This is a genomic window from Chloroflexota bacterium (genome assembly GCA_020161265.1).
Taxonomy (GTDB): domain Bacteria; phylum Chloroflexota; class Chloroflexia; order Chloroflexales; family Herpetosiphonaceae; genus Herpetosiphon.
The window spans coordinates 275,005-298,773 of sequence record JAIUOC010000001.1; the positions used below are offsets into that span (position 1 = coordinate 275,005).

A 23,769-nucleotide genomic window follows, 5' to 3' on the forward strand; every position below is an offset into this window, starting at 1 on the left:
TTGTTGACACCAAGCAGCATTGCTGATTGTTGGCATTCATTACGTCAGCAACGCCCATTGGTGCATGCTGTGCCAAATTTGGTGACGGCCAATGATTTGGCCAATGCCTTGCTGGCGGTTGGTGCTGCGCCAATTATGGCGATCGAGCCAGCCGAATTTAGCCAGTTGCACAATCGTGCCCTTGTTTTGAGCATGGGCACGCCAACGATCGACCGAATGCAACTACTTGCCCAAGCTGGACGGGCTGCCCAAGCCAAAAATCTGCCAATTGTGCTTGATCCGGTTGGGGTTGGCGCGACCGCTTGGCGCAAGCAAGCAGCCTTAGAATTAATTGCTACCGTTCATCCAACCATTTTGCGCTTGAATGTGGGCGAAGCTTTGGCCTTGCTCGATCAAACAGGTGTGGCCCATGGCGTTGATGTCGGTCACGCTTGGCATGATCCTGTGCTGGTGGCAGGCCAATTGGCACGGCGCTATGGCTGTGTGGTTGGCCTAACGGGCGTAATCGATGTGGTTAGTGATGGCATGAATTGGATTCAGCTTGAGCATGGGCATCAATGGCTGAGCCAAATTACTGGCGCTGGTTGCATTGTAACCAGCCTGATTGGCGCACTCGCTGCGGTTACCAATGATGTCATGTTGGCGACTGTTAGCGCACTCGCTGGCTTCGGAATGGCGGCTGAAGTTGCGGCTATGCATGCGCTTGGCCCAGCCAGTTTTCGGGTGGCTCTGTTTGATCAGCTTGGGGCAATTGCTGAATTAATTGATAACCGTCGGCTTAACTATCGCATGGAGCAGCACGATGCAGATTGATTGGCGTTTGTATGCAGTCTTGGATACCGTCACGCTTGGCTCGCGCGATCCTTTGGCCATGACTGCGGCGCTGCTGGCTGGCGGGATTGGGATATTACAACTTCGTGCCAAAAATTTGTCCGTGCGGCAAACTGCCCAACTGGCTCAAGCCATCCTGCCACTCACCAAGATTGCCCAAATTCCCTTAATTATCAACGACGATTTGGGCTTGGCCTTGGCGGTTGGGGCTGATGGCGTGCATTTGGGCGTTGATGATTTGCCCTTGGATTTGGCTCGTGCCAGTTTTAATGGCTTGATTGGCTACTCGCCTGAGGGGGTGTCCGATGCCCAACGGGCTGCAATATTGGGCGTTGATTATCTTGGGGTTGGGCCATTTGCTGCCACCACTACCAAACTTGATGCTGGTGCGCCCTTAGGTCAGGCAGGCTTGCGGGCAATTGTTGAGGCCGTGGATTGCCCAGTGCTGGCGATTGGCGGAATTGCTCAACATAACGTTGCAGAAGTGCGAGCTTGCGGAGTGGCTGGTATTGTGGTGGTTTCGGCCTTGTTGAATGCGACCAATTCAACCCAAGTATGTCGTGAATTTCTCGCACATTAAAGGAATGATAGATGACCAGTTTAATTCAAAAACAGCGCCAATCAACGCGGCGCTTGGCCTATAGCATTGTCTTGGCAGCTTTGGGCTTAGCACTCTCGCCCATTAGCATCCCGACCGGAATTGCCAAAATCTCGCCAACCCAACATTTAATTAACGTGTTGGCGGCGGTGTTGGTCGGGCCATGGTGGGGCTTGGCGATAGCTTTTGTGATGGCGTTGGTGCGCAATTTGTTGGGTACTGGCACGCCCTTAGCCTTCCCTGGCAGCATGATCGGCGTGCTTTTGGCGGGCCTGCTGTATCAACGTTGGCGCAACGATTGGTTGGCAGTGCTCGGTGAGGTGGTTGGCACTGGCTTAATTGGCGCGACAGTGGCGGCGTTGTTGGTTGCCCCGTTGGCAATGGGCAAAAGCCCAGCCTTGATTGCCATGCTCACACCATTTGCAATTTCAGCCTTGGTTGGGGCGTTGTTGGCCTTGGCCAGTCTTGGATTATTACGCAAAGCCCGTTTGTTGCCCGCCGATGAGTGAGCTTGTTGTCGTTGAGAATTATCGTTTTCGCTATGCCCAAGCGCAAGCTGAGCTTGGGCCGTGGTCGTTTGGCTTGGGGCGGGGTGAATGTGTGTTGTTGCTGGGAGCCAATGGCGCTGGTAAATCGACGGTTTGCCGCATGCTCAATGGCCTAATTCCCTATCGCTATGCTGGCCAACAAACTGGCTCGGTCAGAATTGCGGGTCATGCGACTGAGCAACTTAATTCGCCAATGTGGAGCCAATTGGTTGGCAGCTTGAGTCAGCGACCTGCCAACCAAATTTTGGGCCACACGGTTGCGCGTGATCTGGCTTGGAGTTGGGCGCAACAAGGCTTGCCGCGCCCAACGATCGCTGCCAAGGTCAGCGAGTTGGCGGAACGTTTTGGGTTGCTTGAGCTGCTGCAACGCCAACCGCAAAGCCTTTCTGGCGGCGAAATTCAGCGTTTAGCACTTGCCAATTTGTTGGCTCGTAACCCAATTTTGGTGGTGCTTGATGAGCCATGTGCTGCGTTGGATGCGACGGGCGTGCAGTTGGTGCGCCAGCTGATTCAGCAATTGCAGCAGCAAGGCACAAGCGTCGTGATTGCCGAGCAACGCCCGCAATTGCTGAGCGATTTGGCAACCCGCGCTTTGAGCTTTGAAAAGGGCCAATTAGTCTACGATGGGCCTGTCGCTGAGATTGTACAAGACGAAGAATGGTCTGTTATACAAAGTAAATCAAGCGTTGAGCCGATGCTGACCTGGCATCAACTTAGCTACAAGCGCAACCAAAGCCCAATTTTAGCCAACTTTAGCGAGCAGCTTGATTGTACCCGGGTTGGTTTGGTTGGGCCGAACGGTAGCGGCAAAACCAGCCTCTTGCAATTAACCAGCGGTGTGCTGCGCCCCCAAACTGGCTGGATCTGCTATCAACAGAACTCAATTACGCAACAACGGGCTGATCAACGGGCTAGCTATCTTGCGAGCCTGCCACAAGATCTGCGTAGCTTTTTCTATCGGCCAACGGTGGCAGAAGAACTCACCTGTGCTGATCCAACGTGGCGGGATCAGTTGATCGAGCGTTTTGGCTTGGCTGAATTATTGGCGCGTTCGCCGTTTCAGTTGAGTGGCGGCGAGCAACGGCGGGTTGCTTTAGCCTGTGCACTGTTGAACAAACCGCGCGTGCTGCTGCTCGATGAGCCAACCGCAGGCTTGGATTACGCAGGCCGCTGGCAATTGTGTGAGCTTTTACAAAGCTTGGCTCAACAGGTGTCAGCTTTGATTAGCAGCCATGATATAGCTTGGCTAGCCAGCTTAACATCGCGTTGGTTGCATTTGCCTCAGGCAACGGCTAGCCCATGAATGAGCCATTTCCAACAGCTCAGTTTTGGCATCCACTGGCATGCTTGGCCTTGGTTGCCGCGCTTGGTCATAGTTTGCTTTGGCTTGATGCTTGGTGGCAGCAATTATTGGCGCTGAGCTTGATCTATGGCTGGCTTGGGTGGCGCATTCGCGCGGCAATTTGGCCGCATGTCGGGCTGATGCTGATTAGTTGTGGCTTGCTTGGGCTGAGTTTAGGCCTGAGCAGCACATGGTTGATTGCGCTCCAAGCAAGCCTGCGGCTGGCATGCTTGGGGATTGTTGGTTTATGCCTATTTGTATTGGTCGAGCCAAGCGCCTTGATCGACAGCCTATACCAACTTGGCTTGCCATTAAATCTGGTGCGTTTGCTCGAAGGTAGCTTGAGTACACTGCCCGCGATGCAGCGAATTGTTCAACAAACGCGAGCCAGCTTGGCCAGCCGAGGTATACGCACTGATCGCTGGTATCTGTTGTGGAATGGGCGTTGGCTGGTTTTGCCGATTCTAGCCCAAGCCTTGCAGCATGCCGATGATTTGGCCGAAGCCTTGCATACCCGTGGCCTGAGCGACCAACGCCCAACGATGTTGCAAGCATACCCGTGGCGTTGGCGGGATTGGAGTTTACTTGTGATTAGTGGTCTCAGTTTGCTGATTTGGTTCTATTGATAAGGAACAATCATGGATTATGCGGCGAATTTTTGGCAAGCAAATCGTTTATTAGCCCAAGCTTGTTTGCAGCACCCGTTTGTGCAGGGGCTGGCAACTGGTCAGCTGAGTGTCGAACGCTTTGCTGATTATATTGGGCAAGATAGCTTTTTTCTACAAAGTTTTGCGCGGGCGTATAGTTTGGCAGCGGCCAAAGCGCCAAATTGGACGAGCGTGTGCATCTTTCATCAGCTGGCTGGCAGCGTGATCCAAGAGTTACAACTGCATCAAGCCTTTGCCGCCGATTGGCAGGTTGATTTAAGCGTGGTGCAGCCCAACCCAGCGACCCAGCGCTACACCGATTTTTTGCAACTGACGGCGTGGTCGAGCGATTTGGGCACATTGGCGGCAGCGATGGCTCCCTGCATGCGCTTGTATGCCTACCTTGGACAGAATCTAGTGAATACCCAAGCCGCTAGCCACCGCTATAGCGCTTGGATTGAAACCTATAGCAGCAACGAATTTGAAGCCTTGGCAACGCAATTGGAGCAACTGGTCAATCAACATAGCTACAATCTAGCCAGTGCCGCTCAAGCCTATCGCTATGCTATGCAATGTGAATACGATTTTTTTGAAGCAGTGTGGAGCAACTAAATGCGAGCAAAAGCATTAACCATCGCTGGCTCCGATTCGGGTGGTGGCGCGGGCATTCAGGCCGATCTCAAAACCTTTCATACCTATCAAGTCTATGGTAGCAGCGTTATTACGGCGATCACTGCTCAAAATACACTTGGGGTTCAAGCCTTTGAATTAGTTAGCCCAAGCTTGATCGAACGCCAAATCGTGGCGGTGTTGGCGGATATTGGGGCCGATGCGATTAAAACAGGCATGCTTGGCAATGCTGCAATCATTGAAACGGTCGCGAATAGCCTGCGCCAATATCCTGTGGCGTTGGTGGTTGATCCGGTGATGGTTGCCAAGAGTGGCGATCGCTTATTGGTTGAGGATGCGGTGCAGGCTTTACGTGAGCATTTAGTGCCAATCTCCAGCCTAATTACACCCAATTTGCCCGAAGCCAGCGTTTTGCTGGGCCGCGAAATTGATGATGAACGTGCCATGTATGCAGCCTTGGATGATTTGCTGAAGCTTGGATCCAAGGCAGTTTTGCTCAAAGGTGGGCATCTTAAAGGCCAGCCACTGGATTTATTTGCCGATGGTCAACAGGTGCTCGAACTGCGCTCAGAGCGAATCGATACCCTCAACACCCACGGCACTGGCTGCACCTATGCGGCGGCGATCACGGCATTGTTGGCGCGAGGCGAAGATTTGGTGAGTGCGGTTTGCCAAGCGCATGCATTTTTATACGAGGCGATTGCGAGTGCTGAATCGATTGGGGCTGGTCATAGTCCGGTTAATCATTGGGCTTGGCTGAAAGAGCGAACTGTTTAAACGCAATTAGCTAAAAAGCTGCCTAGCTTGGTTTTGATCTTGGCAGCCTACGCCAAGCCACTTTACCTCGCAACGGCGACGGGTACGACTGCCAACAACAAAAATATCACTCTGTTTATTTGGGCTGCCCATGTTAATTTTAATCAACAATTGGTTATGCTGTTGATCGCGGCCATACAGATGGTTACCTTCGTAGCCAATTGCATAGATCACATGGTTGCCTTGATGATCAGGATCAGGCGTATCGTCGTCTAAGAGATTATACCAATGGATACCAATGCATAAGGGGATGGTGTTGTTAATCGCAGTTCGCATAATGTTTGTCCATTCGCCCCGATAGGCTAATGCCCAACTGCGAGGGTATAGTCCCAACTTACGAAACGTCGTATCCGAAGTTCCACCTAACCGTGGCCCAACTCGAATCCTGATTGTATTAAGCTCAGCTGTTACCAGATTCGTCAGGTTATAGGCAGCGACAGGCGCAACCACAAAGCAATCTCGGCTTGAGCCTTGCCTTAAGCTAGAGCGAGTTGCGCCTTGTGAACCGTTGTAGTAAGGCATAAACGCCCCTTTTTTGCCTGAAAGCGAAGTAATTTCAACTAACGACGATCAACATATTAAGTTCGGTGCCTCTATCTGTTCGGAGGTTGAATAATGTCGGTGTTTGTGATCGGCCTTGTCTAGCTGGAACCTGTCTGGGAGGTAGTTGCGTTCTAGCTGGTGCTTGAGACCGACCACGAGGTGCAGGTTGTATTCGCGTAGCGACTGGTGCTTGAGACCGACCACGAGTTGTAGGTTGTATTCGCGTAGCGACTGGTGCTTGAGAACGGCCACGAGGTACAGGTTGTGCGCTTAACTGATCATTAATTGGTTGCAATCGTGCTATCCCTCGACTTCCAGTTTGCTGATTATAAAACTCGATGCATTTCTTCCCATTACTATCCCGAGAAACCTGCCCTACCATTGCATGACCTGTTCCGACTCCAACGATTTTATCAACTTGTACATAATCACCAATATTGAGTTCCCCAAAACGATCTTGACAGGTTGAAGGAACTAACATGATTTTTCTAAATTGGATATTCCTCAAGCCAAGAATATTACACATTGTTTGGAGTTGGCTTGGCCGATTGGATACCATTACGGTCGTTTTAGGCCCAATTTGCCACCCTTGATTGTTCTGCAACACATCCATAATAACGCGTTGCCATTCAGGCCCATAAACATCATCCCCTTGAATAGCTGGAATAGGTTGATTATTGAGTAGACGAGTGATCACCTGCTGATTAATGACTCCTTTTTGGCGTAGGATATCTAACATGGAAAGCCACCAACATTGATTTGTCCCGCCATGTTGGGTGACAGGTTGATTTAGTTCGTAGGGCATCGTAACCTCGCTTAATTGAGCTAGTTCACAACAATCGAGCACAATTTACTGAAATTATGCTCGATTGTTGCAATCGAATCCTACATTTAGCTGGTAGATGCGTTAATTTCAAGCGTTCGTAGCGCTGATTCAGCTTCTTGTTGTAATGTGCCATGGGTAAGATCGCGGCAACGCTGATACCAAACGAGACTTTCCGTTGGATTCTGAGTAGTGCCTATACCGTGCTGGTATTGATAGGCCAAATTATATTGGGCTGCTGGTAAGCCCTTGTGGGCTGCTTGGTAGTTCCAATGGAAGGCTTGAGGATATAAGTGAAGTTCATTGAGATACAGCAAGCCTAACATAAACATGGCTTCGGGATGGCCTACTTCGGCGGCTTGCTTAAACCATTGGCTTGCCTCAGCGTAATTTTGCTCAACGTCTTCACCCTTATAATAGAGCATCCCTAGGAGCATTTGAGCCTCAATGTAGCCAGCTTCGGCGGCGATCCGCAAATGAGGTACATCCGCCCAAGCTCGTAATCTGCCAACGGGTGTTTTTGGGCAGCGGCTTGTTGTAACCAATAGAGGCCTTGGTGTGAGTCTTGTTCGAGGCCTTGGCCATAGCTATAGCATTTACCTAGCTCGAATTGGGCCAAGGCGAAATTCTGGGCAGCTGCCTGTTGAAATAGCCCCACTGCTTGTTGTAAATCTTTGGCAACGTATTCGCCGTCGCTATACATCAACCCAAGCGAATATTGGCCCTCACTATTGCCTTGGGCTGCAGCTTGCGAGAACCAATCAAACGCTTTATCGAGCCGAATTTCGCCGCCTTTCCCTTCTTGATAAAGGCGGCCTACGGCAGTCATTGCTGGTGTGGCTCCGCTTTGGGCTGCCATTTCTAAATAAACGATTGCTTGGGCTTCAGATTGGACAACCCCTGTGCCCGAAAGGTACATACTGGCGATATTCCATTGGGCTTGGACATGGCCATGATTGGCTGCTTGCTCGTACCAATATGCGGCTTGTGGCAGATTTTGAGCAATATTATTGCCAAAATGGTACGATTGGCCTAGCAAAAATTGCGCATCCACAATATTATTTTCGGCAGCAAGTTTCCAATAATGGAGCGCTTGATGCTGGTTGATCGCCACCCCCCAGCCCATACTATAAGCCATGCCTAACAGAAATTGAGCTGAGCCATGCCCTTCTTGGGCTTGTTCTGTAAGTTGATCAATATCTAGTTGCATCATCCTGCTCTTTGACTAAAGCGATCTGTTCACCTGTAAAGCCTGCTAGGATTAGTGATGATCTAAGATGTAACGTTCTTCGCCAGTTTGATTATTAGTCTTGATCCATTTTCGATCCGCTGATCCCAAGGTTAGCTTGATCCGTTGTAGTTGTGAATCTGACAGGGTTTCGAGCTCGGATTTGGCAATCAAGATCATACATTCGGGTAAATCGACCTCTTCGCTTGATAGCTGTTCTAAGTGCGGTGCTGTGGTTGAATTTGATTGTTGTAAAATCATTTGCAGGGCATCGCGCAGGGTTTGAGTTGGTTGTTGCCCTACGCGTTGATAAATGGCAGTGTCGATTGCAATCATAAATTCAGGTACTGCGGTTTTGGCTGCAATCGCGTAAAAAAAATTCTCAAGCGCAAAAGCAATGGTTGCAGCTGAAGTTGCCTGATCGGTCCAAGCAACATTTTGGATCGCACTTAACAGGTTGGGAAGGCTGTTTTGCCAAGTATCTGCAACTTGGGCATGTTGGCTAAAAAGTTTGGCTATTTCGTTATCTGCCGTAAGCTCATTCAATAATATTTGAGTTTGGTCTAACATTGCCTGTTTCGCCTGTGAATGATCCTCTGAACTTTGCTCGTTGCTACTTGAGGCAATTGCAAAGCATAGATCCAACTCGATATCCTTAATATGCATTCTAGGAATCGGAAAGCCTTTTAGATATTCATGTTGTAAGTAATGTTTGGCCAAATGTGCACTAGTTTGATCGGCAATCGCCCGTGATTTCATGATGTCGTGTAGAATAGCGCTAAGCAATTGTTTTAATGTTGTCTGAGCCATGAAACGAACGATCTCCTAGCCAAAAAGAGCATAGCTTGATTAAACTATGCTCTTACGAATTTAATCGGCGAAATTGAAGATTAAATGCCTATTGCTACGGTTTTGTTGTAGGGTTGGTTGTAGGGTTGGTTGTCGATTGCATACCTTGTTTAATTTGTTGGGTTTGGGCTTGGACTGATGCTGTCATGATTGTTTGGATCAGTGCTGCTTGCTGTTGTACCACTGTTGAAAAAATTCCAATGATTTGGCTCATCCCAGCAGGCATCTGATCTTGGACAGCATGGACGGTTACTTTAAGGCTATACGTGTCGTCTGTAGTTTGATCATTTTGAAAAGTATTTTGATCAGAGACTGTAGCCTGCATACTACATTTTTCACCCCAACCCAAGAAACCGCCGCCCTCGCTTGAATTTTCCTCGGATTTGAACATAAAATCGTTGCTAATCTTAGTAACATTAGTGTCATGAAGATTCACATTCAGGTCAATTGTCATGTTATCGACCCTGATGAATGGGATCGGGATCATGGTAATGAGGGGAACTTTAATTTTGCTTTGATCGCCAAGGCTATCAGGCAGCCCTGCCACAACTTGTTGAAAATCAAACTCGACGGTTTTAAGCTTGGCAGGCTGGTTGTCTTGATAGGGTTCAAATGCAACCGATTGTAGGAAGTTTGCGGTTACCCTAGCGGCTTGAGCTTGGGCGTTGATAACGGCAACGAGTGGACCTCCAATAATGTGCGAAAAATCGATGGCTGTTAGTTCTTTGCCTTGACTGAGCATGAATTGCTCCCTTTCATGTGCAAAAACATATCACTACCATTATTGTAACGCGATGAAGGAATGCTGAATAGATTGATAAAATTATTGATGCGTTAATGTGAATCGAGGAGATTGAAAGTTATAACGCATACGATTAAATAGTTACAAACATATAACTTTTAAGTAAATTACTGATTAAATAATTCTCAGAAATATTTAAATATATTTATGGCCTAGCACTATATTACTATCAATTGTAATAGAAGTCAACAGCAATATTTAAATCGCTTTAAACGAACTGTTTAACCGCAATTAAGCTATTGATCAATATCGTGACAAAGTAGCCAGCACTATTTCTGGCTACTTGAGGTTTTGTAGAAATCTACTTCAATTTATCCCAACATTTAAATAAAGTTATTAATCAAATTAGCTAATCTGAATTTGCAAAAATGTATCGGTTTTTGAAAAAAGTGATATATCAGCTAGCTATCGCTTTTACTATCGCTTTGGCGGTTTATCAGGCTTGGGCAATTTGGCATACTAACGGCAGACACAGTGTTTGATCTTTACTTGCAAGTAAACCTCTCTCATCCTTCCGAACCTATTCAGAAAGGACATCCATTCATGGAAAACATCATGTTGATCGACGAAGAAGTAGTAAGTGTCGCTGAATTGCATAAATTTGAAGGCGAAGGCGATACTGCCGCTGATGCTGCTGATTGCACCTGGACCTGTGCATGGACTTGTGGTTGGACGGGTGTCGTCGAACAACTCTAATTTCGCATTAGTTCTCTTGTTGTTCTTTCTTGATTATCAGCTTTTAGTTTGTGAGGAATCTCTACATGGAAACCACTTTGTTGATCGACGAAGAAGTAGTAAGCGTCGCTGAATTGCACAAATTTGAAGGCGAAGGCGATACTGCTGCTGATGCTGCCGATTGTACCTGGACCTGCGCATGGACTTGCGCATGGACGGGTGTGGTTGAACAACAATAAAGATTCTCTTGCGAAGCTGGGGGCCGCATGGCTCCCAGCTTCACTTGTTAAGGCTAAAGGAAGTTGCTATGTCTGATCAATCAAGGAGTTCAAACGGTATTAAGCTTAATCTGCAAGAGCCGCTCCAGGCTTTAGTGGCGGAACATATCACAGCTCTGCCTGAGCGTCAGGTGGCGATTGATGGCCAATGGTTACAACTTGCTGGTTTGCCAGCATGTCGCCCGCCGCGCCAAGGCTGGAAATTGCATGTTTCTGCGACCCCTACCAGCGCCCTGCATGTGCTCCAACGCGTTTTACCAATTCTGCTTGCCGCTGGAGTTGAGTTCAAACTTAGCAAAAGCATTGCTTCGCTTGCAGTATTAAATGAAGGATTGCCTGGTCAGCGGAGTCAAGTAGGTAAGTTTATTACTGTTTATCCAGCGAATGATCAACAGGCGGTTGATTTAGCCCAACAATTACATCAAGCAACCATTGGTTTGGCTGGGCCAGCGATTCCAAGTGATCAGGTGCTGGTTCCTCATAGTTTGGTTCACTATCGGTATGGTGGTTTTGCTCCGCATATGAGCGTTTCACCAGTTGGCGTGGTGATTCCACTGCTGCAGACTCCCGATGGCACAACGGTGCCCGATAAACGCGACCCTTGGTTTTCCAAGCCGGCTTGGGTAACTGACCCTTTTGAAGCTGCAGGGCTAACTCAACGCTCTAAGCCTCAGTCCGGCATGCTGGGAACACGCTATCGGATTCGCAAGGCGCTCCGCCAAACTGCGAAAGGTGGAGTCTATTTGGCCGATGATCGCTCGCTTAATCCGCCACGCTTAGTCGTGATCAAAGAAGGGCGGCGTTTTGCCTGTACCGATAGTTACGATCGCGATGCGCGGGCGCGGATTCAGCATGAATATGCCATGTTGACCAAACTAAGCGCAAGTGGTTTTGTTACCCAAGTCTATCAACACTTCATCCAAGAAGATAATCATTTCCTTGTTTTAGAATATATTGAAGGCACTTCACTGCGTGCGTGGTTAACCCAGCGGAGTTTAATTGGCGAGGCTTTAAGCTTAAGTGAGATTGAGCAAATTGCCCAAACTCTCTGGTCGATGTTGAGCATAGCGCATGAACAGCATATCATTTTACACGATTTCAATCCAAATAATATTATGGTGTGTCCTGATGGAAAACTTCGATTAATCGATCTTGAAATTAGCCATTGCCTTCAAGATGAAGCTCCAGCTTTTTATGGATGGACGCGTGGGTTTGCGCGTGATGCTAGCCGTAATTCCAAACATCAGTTAAGTTTTGCTGATGATTATTTTTCTTTTGGCGCAACGCTCTTCTTCTTATTAACCTTGACGAATCCGTTGATTGCCGCTGATCAGCAGCCCACAATGGATCGCTTTCGTCAATTGTTGTATCATTTGCGCCCCGATGCACCGCCCCATTTACGCGAATTAACCTTAGCCTTGCTGGCTACCAACGATCTTCAAGCAAAGCCAGTGGCTTCTGCGCAAATTACGAGCTACTTTAACGGTGCTCACACTGCTGCTGAGACTGGCTCAGTATTTCCCCTTCCTGATGCTCAAGCAACTGCCCATGCACTTGGAGCTTGGATACTCGAAACTGCCCAGCCTGATAATCCGCAAAGTTATTGGCCGCACGGTGGTGGTGGCTACACGATGTTGCCAATCTCAATTCAATATGGTGCTTCTGGCACAGGCCTTTTTCTGCTTGATCTCTATCAAGCGACTGGCCAAGAGCACTTTTTGCTTGAGGCTGAGGCAGCGCTGGCCTGGTCATTAACTTGGATCGAGCGTAATCCGCATTTGGCGACGATTCCTGGGCTCTATTTTGGCTGTGGCGGCGTGGCATGGTTGGCGATTGCGGTTGCCAAACAGCGCGGTTTAACTAACGCCCCAGTAGAATTACTGGCCCTGCTTGAACGGCTTGATCAGATGGAATGTCTGCATGCTGATTTGGCTCATGGCTTGGCTGGCTTAGGCTGGATCTATCTGGCGGCGGCCCAAGCGTTCCCGCAAGCCGAGTGGGTTGAGCGTGTCCGCACGATTGCTAAGCAGTTGGTCGAGCAGGCTGTGCCATTGCATGGTGGGATCGGCTGGGAATTAGTGATGGGTCAAGCGCCGGATATCCACTATGGCTACTCCCATGGGAATGCAGGCATTGGCAGTTTCTTAATTGCCGCTGCTGAATTAACCAATGATCCGCTTTTTGATCTGCCGATTCAACAGGCTGCTCAAGCCTTGATTGATGCCCAGCTTACCGTGGCCCATGGTGCTGGAATTAGTTGGCCTCACTCAGTTCAGAATCAACTGGTCTGGCCGCATTTTTGTAATGGTGCTGGGGGCGTAAGTCTTTTTTGGTCGCGTCTCTATGCGTGGTCGGGCGAACAACGCTATGCTGATTTAGCTGAACAAGCGGCGATGAGTGTTTGGTTAGGCTGCCGAGGCGCTCCAGCAGGCATTTGCCATGGCATTGCTGGGGCTGGCCTCGCCTTAATCGAAGTTGCCAAGGCGACCGGAAAGCCAATTTGGCGCGAACGAGCCGCCGATTTAGCCCAACTATTACTGTTGCGCGGCCATAATGCTGATGGCGTATATCTCTGGGAATCGGATGGCTCTGGCGCATTTAATGCCGATTTGATGGTTGGCAATGCTGGAGTTGGCGCATTTCTCCTACGGCTTAACCCCGCCATAGATCTAGCGCATCCTGTCGCATTACCATTAACCAGTGCTGTAGCCGAGGAGCGTATCGGATGAAACAACCACTTTCAACCAGCCATGCATGGCGTTTGGTTATCGCAAGCCGCAACTTCCGCATTCTCTTTACGGCAGAGCTTGTATCAACCTTTGGCGATATTCTCTATAAATTGGCAATTATGTGGTTTATCTATCAGCGCACTGGCTCGGCGATGCAAACCGGTGGGGTGGCAATCGCTGGGCTGCTTGGCACATTACTGGTTGGCTTTTTGATTGGCACATTAGTTGATCGTTGGAATCGCAAAACTATTTTGGTGGTTGCCGATCTTGTGCGGGCGATCTTGGTAGCCAGTCTTGTGGTCGCGATGCTTTTCGCTGATCAGCCACCATTGTGGCTGTTTTATGGGGTAAGCTTTGCCCTGAGCATTGTTGGTATGTTTTTTGGCTCAGCGCGTAGTGCCGCCATGCCCGATCTACTGGCCTCGGAAACCTTGCTTGCCGCCAATATTGCCGCCAATATGGCTAGCCGCATGATGGGTGTTGGGTTCACGGCGATTGCTGGCCTGCTGATCGCTTGGATTGGGCCTGAATGGGCCATGGGCTTGAATGCACTCTCATTTGTTTTCTCAGCAGTTTGGTTATTATGGTTGCCATCTTTGGCGGCAACAACCCCTAAAGCACGGCGAGCTGTTACCCCTAAAGCCATCTGGCAAGATATGCGCGAGGGGATCGATTATCTGCGTTTGAGCCATTTATTGGGCTTTTTGAGCAGTATTGTGATTGTGGTTAATTTTGGGAGTGCGCTCTATTCAACCCTAACACCAGCGCTGGTAACAACCGTGCTGAACGCAGACCCCAGTGTTTATGGCTTATTAAGCACAGCAAGCCTCATTGGTGGAATTATTGGCGGGTTGCTGCTTCAGATGGTGGGCCAAAAACTCAGCCTCAATCAATCAATCAGCCTTGGATTAATTGGCGCTAGCCTCAGTGCTTTGAGTTTAGGCTGGTCAACTTGGGTTCCGTTGAGCCTCTTTTTGACAACGACGATGAGCATGGCCTTGGTTTTTAATCAAATGCCAGTTTATACTGCGCTCCAACGAGAAACGCCGAGCCATCTGCGCGGGCGAGTTTTCAATCTTTTTGGCATGATCGCTAATATTGCTAATCCCCTAGGAATTGCGCTTGGCAGTGCGCTTGCCGACCAAATTGGGGTGCAATGGGTCTATAGCATTGGGGCCGCTTTGGTGGCTTTTGGTGCTTGGCGGGCATTGTATTATCACAAGCCGCAACCAGACCCACGCTCTGAGGGAGCTTTATTATGAGCGAGGTTGTGCAATTGCAAGTGGCTCCTGGCGTGTATCTGCGCGTCATTCAAGCCCCAACAGTTTGGACAACGACCATGTGGTTGGTCTGGCAATCGCCGTTAGCGCCATTTGCCAACTATATGCTTGGCCAATTACTGCAACAGCGTGCCCAACAACCACAGCAGATCCAATCATGGCTTAATCAAACTGGCTTTTCTCCCGAATGGCTGGCTAGTCAGCGCGAAACCATTACAACTTTGACTTGGTATTGGGTCAGCCAAGCTACTACGCCAAGTGAGCTAGCCGCAGCCTTGCAGCGAATCCAACCAATGTTAACTGAGCTTTTCGAGCAACGATTGTTTGATCAAGCTGATTCAGCTGAGCTGCGTATGCAACAAGCGCGGCGCATGGTCGAACAACAGTATCTGCAACAACGAACTAATCCGCAACTTGCTAGCCTAACCCGTTGTCTCGAAGCTCTTCAGCCCGATGAGGCAAGAGGGGCTAGCCAAGGGCTGGAGCATGCCGCCGAGGCCGAATCCGCCTGGTGCACGATCAGCCAGCAAGCGCCATTAATTGTCTATCTGGTAGTAGCCGATGCTGCCCAAACAATTGGCGAGATGGTTGCTGGATGGTTGCAACCATGGATCGGCCAACGTCAGCCATTGCGCTATTATGATCCGACTCCAGCAACCGCACGCGAACGCTTATTAATTCATGAATATCAACCCCATATCCCCTCACAAATGAGCATGGCTTGGTCGGGTGGTGCGACCTTGGCTGCGCCAAATTATGCGATGTTTCAAGCAAGCCTTGGCTTATTGGGGGCGTTTCCGCGATCACGTTGGTTGCAGGTATTACGCCAACAACATCAATTGACCTATGCGATTAAAGTTCATGCCAATCGGCTAAATGGCATGGTTGCAATGCAAAGTCTGTTAGTTGATCAAGCCCAGCCCTTGGCGCAACAATTAATTGAGCAAACCCTAGCCGAGTTACAAACAGGCCGCTTTGGCTTGGATGAACAAGCCTATGCCCAAGCAATGCTTGATCGTGAGCAGTGTTTACTGTGGGAGAATCCGCGCCGCTTGCTCGATCATTGTGTGATGTTGGATCTCTTAGGCCAACCAATTATTCCACGCCAAGACCTGACGTTTTCGCCTGACCCACAAGCCTTGGGCCAAGCGTTGCAACAGCTGCAACCAGCTGCTTTGGTCAACATTCGAGGTGCTCAATGAAGCAGATCTTGCCAGTTCGCCGTTATCGTCATGTCGAGGGCTTTAATATTGCGCTGGTTGAACAGCCAACATGGCAACGCATCCTGATTAGGATTGTTATACCTTTAGGCAGTTGTGGCGCTTGGATTGCTGCTCAACCACCCATGATTATTCCAGTTGGTGCTGCTCATTTGCTCGAACATTTGCTTAGCAAGCAACTTGCCGCTGCTTTCGGTGAACACTCGCTGACTCAATATCATGCATTAACCAGCTGGTGGACAACTCAATTTAATACATGGACAACCAACCTGGTTTGGTCAGAGCTTGAACATGCGCTAGAAGTGCTGTGTACCCCCAACTTTGATCACGCGTGGTTACAGCAGGAGCAACAGATTGTTACCCATGAAATTCGCCAGCGTGAGGCTCAAATCAAGTATCAATTGTATCGAACAATGTTGGAAACGCTCTATCAACAGCATCCGATTCGCCATGGAGTGACTGGAACGGTTACTGATGTGGCAAAAATTAGTTTGACTGAGCTGCAAGCCCTGCATCAAGCGTTTTATCAGCCCCAGCATATGACGCTGTGGTTGGCGGGGCCATCAGAGCGTTTGAATCAACTTGATCGATCTGGCTGGCGTGAAGCGCATCCCAATTCTTGGATCAATGATCAATTGCCTAAGGAGCCGCCCTACCCGCGCATGCCAATCCAACGAATCGCCAGCAATAATCCCCAGCCAGCAATTCGAATCGCCTATAAAGATCAATTAACCATTCCTTGGCTTGAGCGTCGATTAACCAGCGAGCTTGTTTTAGAAGGATTATTGGGCGTGGGCAGCCCTTTGGGCAAGTTACGAGCGCAGGGTGAATATAGTGGCGATAATTATTTTGGCTATAGTGCGATTAGTATTAGTCATAGCCAACCACAGGCACTTGCCGATCTAATGCAGACCCAGCTTGAGCACTTTGCCATGACGCTTGATCAGCCTCGACTTGACCAACTTAAGCGCCATTTGTTGTTGCGGTATGCGATTCGTTATGAGCAGCCTGAACAGTTGCTCAGCGAATTACAGACGATCGAACGCCAACAAACCAGTCTTGAGCATTTGTACGAAACCTTAACAACGCTTGATGTTGCGACTGTAGCGCAGCGCATCCAGCAGCACTTTATTCCAGAATATCGCACGCTGATTGTTGCCCACCATTCAGGCTAGTAGCTGTGTCGTAGACTCAATATCGTTGCATTGTTCATTCGATTGAATTGCTTATGCTATACTATATATGACACAATGTGTGTTATATAGCTAGCTAGTATGGTTAATTGATCGATTCGAGGGAACATTCTATGCAGCAACAAGAGGATATTCGAATTCAGCGCACGCTCAAGGCTTTGCGCCAAGCGTTTATTGACTTAATTATTGAGCAAGGCTACGAGGCCGTGACTGTACGGGCGATTATTCAACGGGCTAATGTTGGCAATAAAACCTTTTATCGCCATTATCCCGATAAAGAGGCGCTTTTGTATGCAGTGGTTGGTGAAATGTTGATCGAGGGCCAGCAATTTTTGATTCCGCCTGATTCGACGATTGCTGCCGAACAAAATACCCTGAATGCCTTTCGTTTTGCCAATCAATATCGCGATGTCTTGCGGGTGTTACTACGCAGCCCAATTGCTGAACAATTACTCGGGCCAATGATTGAGTTTGGCATTTCTGAGGGCGAGCGCTCGTTTGCCGGGCGTGGCCTACCAACTGATTTAGTTTCCTATCATTTTGTGTCCAGCATGATGTCGTTGATGCGCTGGTGGTTTGAGCGTGGCACGCAATACACGCCCGACCAAATGGCCGAATTTGTCAATAAATTGCTAATTCGGCCAATGAGCGAGCCAAGTGCTAGCGAGTAACATCCTAATTCGAGCTAACTAGCGACAGTCGAAAAATGCTGTGGTAGACTGCCTATGGCGATGCTTGATGATTCGCAGCAAACCAAAGGAGGTCTTGATGCGTCGGATGATCGTTCTTGTGCTTGTTATTAATCTGATTGCTGCTTGTAGTGCCGAGTGGCCGAGTGCTCCAGTTGCCAACAGCACCCCCAGCAACCCGACTGATTTTCCACCTAGCCCTCAAAGTTCACCAACCATTGGCCAGTGCCCAGTTTTTCCGCTTGATAATATTTGGAATACGCCGATTGATAACTTGCCAGTGCATCCCCGTTCAAGCCAATATATTACGAGTATCGGTGGCAGCGAAACCTTGCACCCCGATTTTGGTGCGGCCCGGTGGAATGGTGGCGATATTGGGATTCCCTATGTGGTTGTGCCCGCTAATCAACCAACTGTAACCGTGAATTTTGTTGATTATCCTGATGAGAGCGACCCAACGACTGGCTCAGGCCAATATCCAGTGCCGCCGAATGCGCCGCGTGAACATGGCAGCGACCATCATGTGTTAGTCGTTCGCGAGGGCGAATGTAAGCTTTATGAGCTTTATAATGCCACGAAGATCAATGATACGACCTGGAATGCCAGTAATGGGGCGATTTTTGATTTACGTTCGAATACGCTGCGCCCTGATACGTGGACTTCTGCCGATGCAGCGGGCTTGCCGATTTTACCTGGCTTAGTGCGCTATGAAGAAGTTCAGGCGGGCGAAATTAAGCATGCGATTCGCTTTACCATCCAACGTTCACAAAAAGCCTATGTTTGGCCAGCTCGCCATTTTGCTTCATCGATTACCGATCTGAATGTGCCACCCATGGGCATGCGCTTTCGACTGAAATCAAGCTTTGATATTTCGGGTTTTTCAAGCGACATGCAAGTTATTTTACGTGCGATGCAACGTTATGGCATCATTGTGGCTGATAATGGCTCAGATTGGTATATTTCAGGCGCACCTAACCCTAATTGGGATGATGATGATTTAGTCAGTTCGTTTGATCAAATTCGCGGCGATCATTTCGAAGCTGTCGATAGCTCAAGCCTGCAACTCGATGCTGATTCAGCTGGAGTTGTCGCTAGTGCCGCACCCCAACCAAGCAAACTTGCCGAATTTGGCGGGGTTGATCAAGGTCAACAATTACGCTATGCAATTACAATTGTTGGGACTGGTAGTGCTCAAACTATGAATGATCAATTGCCTGATGGCTTGACGATTGTTCCAGCGAGTGCCACGATCAACCCTAGCAATTTGGCTGCACCAAGCATTAGCAACAATAGTGTGCAATGGAGCGGCACAATTCCCAATTCGCAGAGTGCCGTGATTAGCTTTCGAGCAACGGTGAGCACCAATGAGCGGCGTGTTATTATCAATACTGCCCAAATTAACGCAGCAACCGTTCAAGCGAGCATTATTGCCAACGGCTATCGAGTTTGGTCGCCAGTTGTGCGCAAACTAAAGTAGCGCTGGCAACCAAGTTGAGAGAATATGCTATACTCTAGGGGTCATGGGTAACTGTGACCCTACATTATTGGCGGGCGTAGCTCAGTTGGATAGAGCATCGGTCTTCTAAACCGACGGTCGTGGGTTCGAGTCCCGCCGTCCGTGCCAATTCTTCCTCTCAGTAAATCTAAAACTTTAGCTGACTCATCACCCAGTGTAGCGTATAATCTTCGGAACATACCAGCCTAATACTTAGGAATCACCCTAGTTTTAGTAACCGTTCTAGCCTATCTTCCTAGTGACAATGGACTGCTGCCCTGCTATGCTGGTGACCTGCACATTTATGCCGCAGCTTAATCATAGCTCGGTGTTCGCCTGCACTTCTCCTCATCACGTTTATTCAGTCCATAGCTGCTTGGAATTTCGGTTTTCGCTCTTTCATACTATCCGCACAGTTGGGATCAAGGCATAGCTTGGGGAGTCCTATAATGGCAAAAAAGCACGATCAAGCTGGAAATCAAACCCCTCACGACGTTCAGCAAACGATTGCTAGCCTGCGGGAACAGCTCTTAATCTACGAACAAATTTTAGATACCCTCCCCGATTTGATTTTATACAAAGGCCCAGGCTCGCACATTCGCTATGCCAATCGCGCTTTTCGCGAATACTATGGGATGGATAAGCAGCAGCTCCAAGATGTGATCGATGCCGATTTTAATCAGCCCGATTACACCCAACAATATATTCGTGATGATGCCCAAGTGTTTGAAACTGGTCAGTCATTGGAGATAGCCTGCGAGCCAGTCACCCATCATAGTGGTGAAGTTCATCTGTTTGCGACCAACAAGCATGCCATTCGCAGCCATGATGGGGCAATTATCGGCACGGTTGGCATCTCACGTGATCTTAGTAAGACCAGCGAATCCTCAACAGGCCGCACAAATAACGAAACTCGTTTACAACGTATTATTGATAACGTCCCAGGTATGGTTTATCAACTGTTGCTGAACCCTGATATGACCGTGAGCTTTCCCTTTGTCAGTACGGGTAGCCGTGATCTCTATGGTCAAGAGCCAGAAGCAATTATGCACCAAGCGAATATTGTGACCGAAGCTATGCATCCTGCTGACCGTAGCCGTTTTCATGAAGGCATGCAGGCTTCTGCCGAAAGCCTTGCTGCTTGGCATTGGGAAGGGTTGGTCGTGATCAATGGTCAAGAACGTTGGCTACAAAGTGCCTCACGCCCCACCAAATTGGACAACGGGGCAACCCTGTGGGATGGTGTTTTGCTGAATATTACCCAACAAAAACAGGCCGAAGCCCTTTTAACCCGCTTTGATACTATTTTAAGCGCGACCCCTGATCTGGTAATGATTGCCGATGTCGCAGGCCAGATCCAATATTTAAATCCTGCTGCTCGCCAGGTTGTGCAGCATGAATTAACTCAATCCTCTGAACCGCTAACGTTGCAGCAGCTCTACCGCGATGCTAGCGACCAAACATGGATTGACCAAACCTTGCGCCATGCGCAAACCCATGGTTCTTGGATGGGTGATTATCATTTGCAAACAGCTCAGGGCAATCAACTTCCAATGCATTATCAAGTTTTGTGTCATTATGATCGTGATCAACAGCCCAGCTTTTTTTCATTGATCGCCCACGATATTCGTGATCAAAAGCAGGCTGAGGCCGAGCGACAGCGCTTGCATGAGGAAATTATTCGAACGCAACAACAAGCCTTACGCGATCTTTCAACCCCATTGATTCCAATTGCTGATACTGTTGTGCTGATGCCATTGATTGGCAGCGTTGATACGGCGCGGGCTCAGCACTTGATGGAAACATTATTAGATGGCGTGCATACGCACAAGGCTCATATTGCGATTGTCGATGTGACAGGCGTTCCGGTGATGGACACTCAGGTGGCTGGATTACTGATTCGGGCTGCCACCAGTGTGCAATTGCTTGGTGCTCGCGTGATCATCACCGGTATTCGCCCTGAGTTGGCCCAAACTCTCGTTACATTAGGGGTTGATTTCCGTTCAATCAGCACCCAGAGTAGCCTGCAACAAGGCATAAGCTATGCAATCCAATCGCTGCAATAGGCGAGCGGGCTACTCTATTGGTTCGCATACGATTGACTAAATCAGTTGTTTGATCTGCTGTTCTAAGGTAATACATTCGCTGTGGCTGGCCGCTAGCGCTGTGATGCTGCTCGATGCTAGCTGAAGTTTAGTCGAACGTGCATGGATGTCAGCCCGATTTTCAGCCCGTAGAGCGGCATTGAGTTGCATAAGAATAAGTTGAAGTTGTTCCCAACATGCTTCATCGTGCATCTGGGCGGCAATCGTTTCGGCTAATTTAATGATTGCCTCGAGCGTGATTGGTGCAGGTTTGCCTGGCGATTCTTGGCTGATCGTGCCATAATTAATGCCCACAGCCGAACCGACCGTGCTTCCGCTGATGTTTAGATTGCCTTTATTGGTGACACTTGCGCCATCACCAATTGCCGAGTGTTCAATCTGATTGTCTTTCATCGTATAGTGTGATTGTTTGAATTGATTGTTATTACCTGTGTTGATAATATTATCATTGGCATTACCGCCAACTAAAATTGCATGATCGCCTGCCGATTGATTAACTTGGCTACTAGGAATCGACGGCATTGGTGACTCCGCTTTGACCCAGCCTTTTGCGCCAAGACCTTTACCGCCGAGCAGCAAGGCAATCGGGAAATCTTCGCTAGCAGTATCAAAAAAGGGTGTTTGTTCTTTGCCTAGCATATGATGAGCACTGGCGGGAACCTCAGCCCCAAGATAGTTCATGAGGTTTGAGATGCGCACCGTGGTATCGCCCGCTTTATTGCCTGCACCTTCCAAGGCCTCAATTAAATGGTAGGTATAGAGGCTCATGGTGCCATCGCGCAGCCACGATCGCTGATTGCCTAATGATGAAGTAAATACTGCGCGGCCTTGGCCCTGTTTTAGATCATTGACCAAGTTTTTGGGTAATGCTGCAATCTCAAGGTTGGCTGGTAATTCGACAGGCTTGGCGAGCTCACCCTTGGCGGTTGCCATTCCTTGGGCATGGCAGCAATCAAAAATCGCTAATAAACGCTGGGCATCAATTGCCCGCAACTTTTCGGTAATATCGTGGGCCGATAACGCCGTCTCGGCGAGGTTGATTGGGCTAACATCATGCTGAACAAGATAGTAGGCTCCGGTTTGTTTATCGACCCAGCCATGGCCAGAGTAAAAAAAGAGAATCGTGGCTTCTGGATCGTTGTAGGCACAGGTTGCCAGCCAGTCAAGCCCATCGAGAATCGAAGCTTTGGTTGCAGCATTATCAGTGAGCAACCGAATATGCTGTTGATTATCAGGATAACCACAAAAATTTGGATCAATCAGCAAGCTTTTAAGGATTGTGGCATCGTTAACCGTCACTGGTAATGACCATTCAGCATATTTGCTAATCGCGCCTACCCCAATCAATAAGGCATATCCATGATCAAATTGCATAATTCCTCCAAATTAATACGTTAGCGTCTGTTGAAGTGGATTGTTAACCTCTAAACTTGTAGCAGCTTGTGAAATTGCAGGGATCGGGTTGGCAGAGTTTGTTGCTAAGCATAAGTCCTCGAATGTCGATACATCCGGTTTGCCGCCAAACTCATACCCTGAATGACACGTTGATAATTGACTGTTGATTGCTGTGTACGCCAGCCTATTGTACCTCAAATTAAGTGTAAATAGCGTGTGAATCTAACGGGATTCGTGCGAAAAATGTTAGGAATAAAAATTGTCTATCGTGATTTTCATAGGAAAAATATGGTATACTCAATGATGTTCGTATGCTTTGCTTGTTAGGAAATTATCGTTGGCCTAATTCGAGGGTTTTGACTTTAAAATGGTATATTCGCCTATCGAGAGGAGATCATGATGAGTGCTGATACCTACCCCTATTTGCCCGATGCCACGCTTTTGGGTTTACGCGAGATTCATCGCAAAAACTTAACAATCCTGATGCCCCAAGCCAGTCAATTTGGTGACGCATTGCTCCCTATTAATCTTACCAATCAGATTAATAGCGAGCTAGCCTCGATTCAACACCTTAACCAAGAATTAGCCCTGCGCAACATTAAAAGTGATGATCCCTTGCCTGGCAGTAAGGTTAGCACGATCATCCAGCATTATTATGGATCAGTTGTTCAGCAGAATCAGCGCGATCATGGGGTGGCGATCGGCGGCAATGCTGATCAATCACTGATTACAACTGGTGATGATAATCAGTGCATGATGCAGCCAGATGGATTGCTTCCTGAGCATAATGATCCTCATAGTGCCGCAACAACCGCTTCCTTCACCTTGCGCCAACTCATGCTCGCCCTACAAACTATCACCCATGATGCCGATGATGCTACCACTGACCAAATTCATTATGCGCTAAGCTTAATTACTGAAGCTCGTAAGAAATTACGCGAAGCCCAAACTATTTTGCAACAGAACAATATCACTTTAGATGCGCAAATTAAACAATTGATTGGGTAATTAAATACGCTAGCTACAAACTAGATTGAAATAAGCGCTCCTTTT

At 48.5% G+C, this 23,769-nt stretch carries 24 protein-coding genes, 1 tRNA gene and 1 pseudogene; 19 read left to right on the forward strand and 7 right to left on the reverse strand.

From position 1 onward, the window contains the following. Genes thiM through thiD form a run of 7 tightly spaced genes read left to right on the forward strand, consistent with a single transcriptional unit; the run spans position 1 to position 5,373 of the window. Positions 1 to 813, forward strand: coding sequence for a hydroxyethylthiazole kinase (gene thiM / locus LCH85_01015; GenBank protein ID MCA0350551.1), 813 nt, complete (start codon positions 1 to 3; stop codon positions 811 to 813). Further along, positions 803 to 1,411: a thiamine phosphate synthase gene (gene thiE, locus LCH85_01020; protein MCA0350552.1), complete on the forward strand. Its 609-nt coding sequence runs from the start codon at positions 803 to 805 to the stop codon at positions 1,409 to 1,411. Before thiM ends, thiE begins: the two co-directional genes overlap by 11 nt. Before the next feature lie 11 nt (positions 1,412 to 1,422). Continuing rightward, the gene (gene thiW / locus LCH85_01025) at positions 1,423 to 1,938 is read left to right on the forward strand and encodes an energy coupling factor transporter S component ThiW (protein MCA0350553.1); all 516 of its coding nucleotides are present in this window, start codon (positions 1,423 to 1,425) and stop codon (positions 1,936 to 1,938) included. Beyond that, positions 1,931 to 3,280, forward strand: coding sequence for an energy-coupling factor ABC transporter ATP-binding protein (locus LCH85_01030; GenBank protein MCA0350554.1), 1,350 nt, complete (start codon positions 1,931 to 1,933; stop codon positions 3,278 to 3,280). The genes thiW and LCH85_01030 overlap by 8 nt, the downstream gene beginning before the upstream one ends. Continuing rightward, positions 3,277 to 3,945, forward strand: coding sequence for an energy-coupling factor transporter transmembrane protein EcfT (locus LCH85_01035; GenBank protein ID MCA0350555.1), 669 nt, complete (start codon positions 3,277 to 3,279; stop codon positions 3,943 to 3,945). The genes LCH85_01030 and LCH85_01035 overlap by 4 nt, the downstream gene beginning before the upstream one ends. Before the next feature lie 12 nt (positions 3,946 to 3,957). Then, entirely contained in the window at positions 3,958 to 4,578 is a 621-nt protein-coding gene (locus LCH85_01040; GenBank protein MCA0350556.1) for a TenA family protein, read from the forward strand. Further along, positions 4,579 to 5,373, forward strand: coding sequence for a bifunctional hydroxymethylpyrimidine kinase/phosphomethylpyrimidine kinase (thiD, locus tag LCH85_01045; protein MCA0350557.1), 795 nt, complete (start codon positions 4,579 to 4,581; stop codon positions 5,371 to 5,373). Positions 5,374 to 5,379: 6 nt separating this feature from the next. Here the strand turns inward: thiD and LCH85_01050 are convergent, their stop codons facing one another. From LCH85_01050 to LCH85_01075, 6 genes are all read right to left on the reverse strand, one after another. Then, positions 5,380 to 5,688: a hypothetical protein gene (locus tag LCH85_01050; GenBank protein ID MCA0350558.1), complete on the reverse strand. Its 309-nt coding sequence runs from the start codon at positions 5,686 to 5,688 to the stop codon at positions 5,380 to 5,382. 280 nt (positions 5,689 to 5,968) lie between these two features. Beyond that, positions 5,969 to 6,760 carry a hypothetical protein gene (locus tag LCH85_01055; GenBank protein ID MCA0350559.1) on the reverse strand — a complete coding sequence of 264 codons (792 nt, stop codon included), beginning with the start codon at positions 6,758 to 6,760 and terminating at the stop codon, positions 5,969 to 5,971. Positions 6,761 to 6,846: 86 nt separating this feature from the next. Beyond that, positions 6,847 to 7,215 carry a sel1 repeat family protein gene (locus LCH85_01060; GenBank protein MCA0350560.1) on the reverse strand — a complete coding sequence of 123 codons (369 nt, stop codon included), beginning with the start codon at positions 7,213 to 7,215 and terminating at the stop codon, positions 6,847 to 6,849. Next, positions 7,206 to 7,988 carry a sel1 repeat family protein gene (locus LCH85_01065; protein ID MCA0350561.1) on the reverse strand — a complete coding sequence of 261 codons (783 nt, stop codon included), beginning with the start codon at positions 7,986 to 7,988 and terminating at the stop codon, positions 7,206 to 7,208. The genes LCH85_01060 and LCH85_01065 overlap by 10 nt, the downstream gene beginning before the upstream one ends. Positions 7,989 to 8,039: 51 nt before the next feature. After that, positions 8,040 to 8,816: a hypothetical protein gene (locus LCH85_01070; GenBank protein MCA0350562.1), complete on the reverse strand. Its 777-nt coding sequence runs from the start codon at positions 8,814 to 8,816 to the stop codon at positions 8,040 to 8,042. A gap of 94 nt (positions 8,817 to 8,910) precedes the next feature. Then, positions 8,911 to 9,597 (reverse strand): DUF2589 domain-containing protein, encoded by a 687-nt coding sequence (locus tag LCH85_01075; protein MCA0350563.1) that lies wholly within the window; start codon positions 9,595 to 9,597, stop codon positions 8,911 to 8,913. Positions 9,598 to 10,200: 603 nt separating this feature from the next. Between LCH85_01075 and LCH85_01080 the strand changes: the two genes are divergently transcribed. From LCH85_01080 to LCH85_01130, 11 genes and pseudogenes are all read left to right on the forward strand, one after another. Continuing rightward, complete coding sequence (locus LCH85_01080; GenBank protein MCA0350564.1) at positions 10,201 to 10,353, forward strand: hypothetical protein; 153 nt, start codon at positions 10,201 to 10,203, stop codon at positions 10,351 to 10,353. Positions 10,354 to 10,418: 65 nt separating this feature from the next. Further along, a complete protein-coding gene (locus tag LCH85_01085; protein MCA0350565.1) occupies positions 10,419 to 10,571 on the forward strand; it encodes a hypothetical protein in 153 nt (50 codons plus the stop codon). A 68-nt stretch (positions 10,572 to 10,639) separates the two neighbouring features. Further along, the gene (gene lanL / locus LCH85_01090; GenBank protein MCA0350566.1) at positions 10,640 to 13,339 is read left to right on the forward strand and encodes a class IV lanthionine synthetase LanL; all 2,700 of its coding nucleotides are present in this window, start codon (positions 10,640 to 10,642) and stop codon (positions 13,337 to 13,339) included. Further along, positions 13,336 to 14,601, forward strand: a complete 1,266-nt coding sequence (locus tag LCH85_01095) for an MFS transporter (GenBank protein MCA0350567.1) — start codon at positions 13,336 to 13,338, stop codon at positions 14,599 to 14,601. Before lanL ends, LCH85_01095 begins: the two co-directional genes overlap by 4 nt. After that, positions 14,598 to 15,821: an insulinase family protein gene (locus LCH85_01100; protein MCA0350568.1), complete on the forward strand. Its 1,224-nt coding sequence runs from the start codon at positions 14,598 to 14,600 to the stop codon at positions 15,819 to 15,821. The genes LCH85_01095 and LCH85_01100 overlap by 4 nt, the downstream gene beginning before the upstream one ends. After that, complete coding sequence (locus LCH85_01105) at positions 15,818 to 17,014, forward strand: hypothetical protein (protein MCA0350569.1); 1,197 nt, start codon at positions 15,818 to 15,820, stop codon at positions 17,012 to 17,014. Before LCH85_01100 ends, LCH85_01105 begins: the two co-directional genes overlap by 4 nt. 131 nt (positions 17,015 to 17,145) lie before the next feature. Next, a complete protein-coding gene (locus LCH85_01110; GenBank protein MCA0350570.1) occupies positions 17,146 to 17,703 on the forward strand; it encodes a TetR/AcrR family transcriptional regulator in 558 nt (185 codons plus the stop codon). Between the two features lie 235 nt (positions 17,704 to 17,938). After that, positions 17,939 to 18,799 (forward strand): annotated as a pseudogene (locus LCH85_01115) (hypothetical protein). Further along, positions 18,779 to 19,198, forward strand: coding sequence for a DUF11 domain-containing protein (locus LCH85_01120; protein MCA0350571.1), 420 nt, complete (start codon positions 18,779 to 18,781; stop codon positions 19,196 to 19,198). Before LCH85_01115 ends, LCH85_01120 begins: the two are co-directional and overlap by 21 nt. 70 nt (positions 19,199 to 19,268) lie before the next feature. After that, positions 19,269 to 19,345: transfer RNA gene (locus LCH85_01125), tRNA-Arg, on the forward strand. A gap of 320 nt (positions 19,346 to 19,665) precedes the next feature. Further along, complete coding sequence (locus LCH85_01130; protein MCA0350572.1) at positions 19,666 to 21,282, forward strand: PAS domain S-box protein; 1,617 nt, start codon at positions 19,666 to 19,668, stop codon at positions 21,280 to 21,282. 36 nt (positions 21,283 to 21,318) lie between these two features. Here the strand turns inward: LCH85_01130 and LCH85_01135 are convergent, their stop codons facing one another. Then, entirely contained in the window at positions 21,319 to 22,695 is a 1,377-nt protein-coding gene (locus tag LCH85_01135; protein MCA0350573.1) for a caspase family protein, read from the reverse strand. 420 nt (positions 22,696 to 23,115) lie between these two features. On the opposite strand from LCH85_01135, the gene LCH85_01140 reads away from it, so the two are divergent. After that, positions 23,116 to 23,724, forward strand: a complete 609-nt coding sequence (locus LCH85_01140) for a hypothetical protein (protein MCA0350574.1) — start codon at positions 23,116 to 23,118, stop codon at positions 23,722 to 23,724. Positions 23,725 to 23,769: the final 45 nt, after the last annotated feature.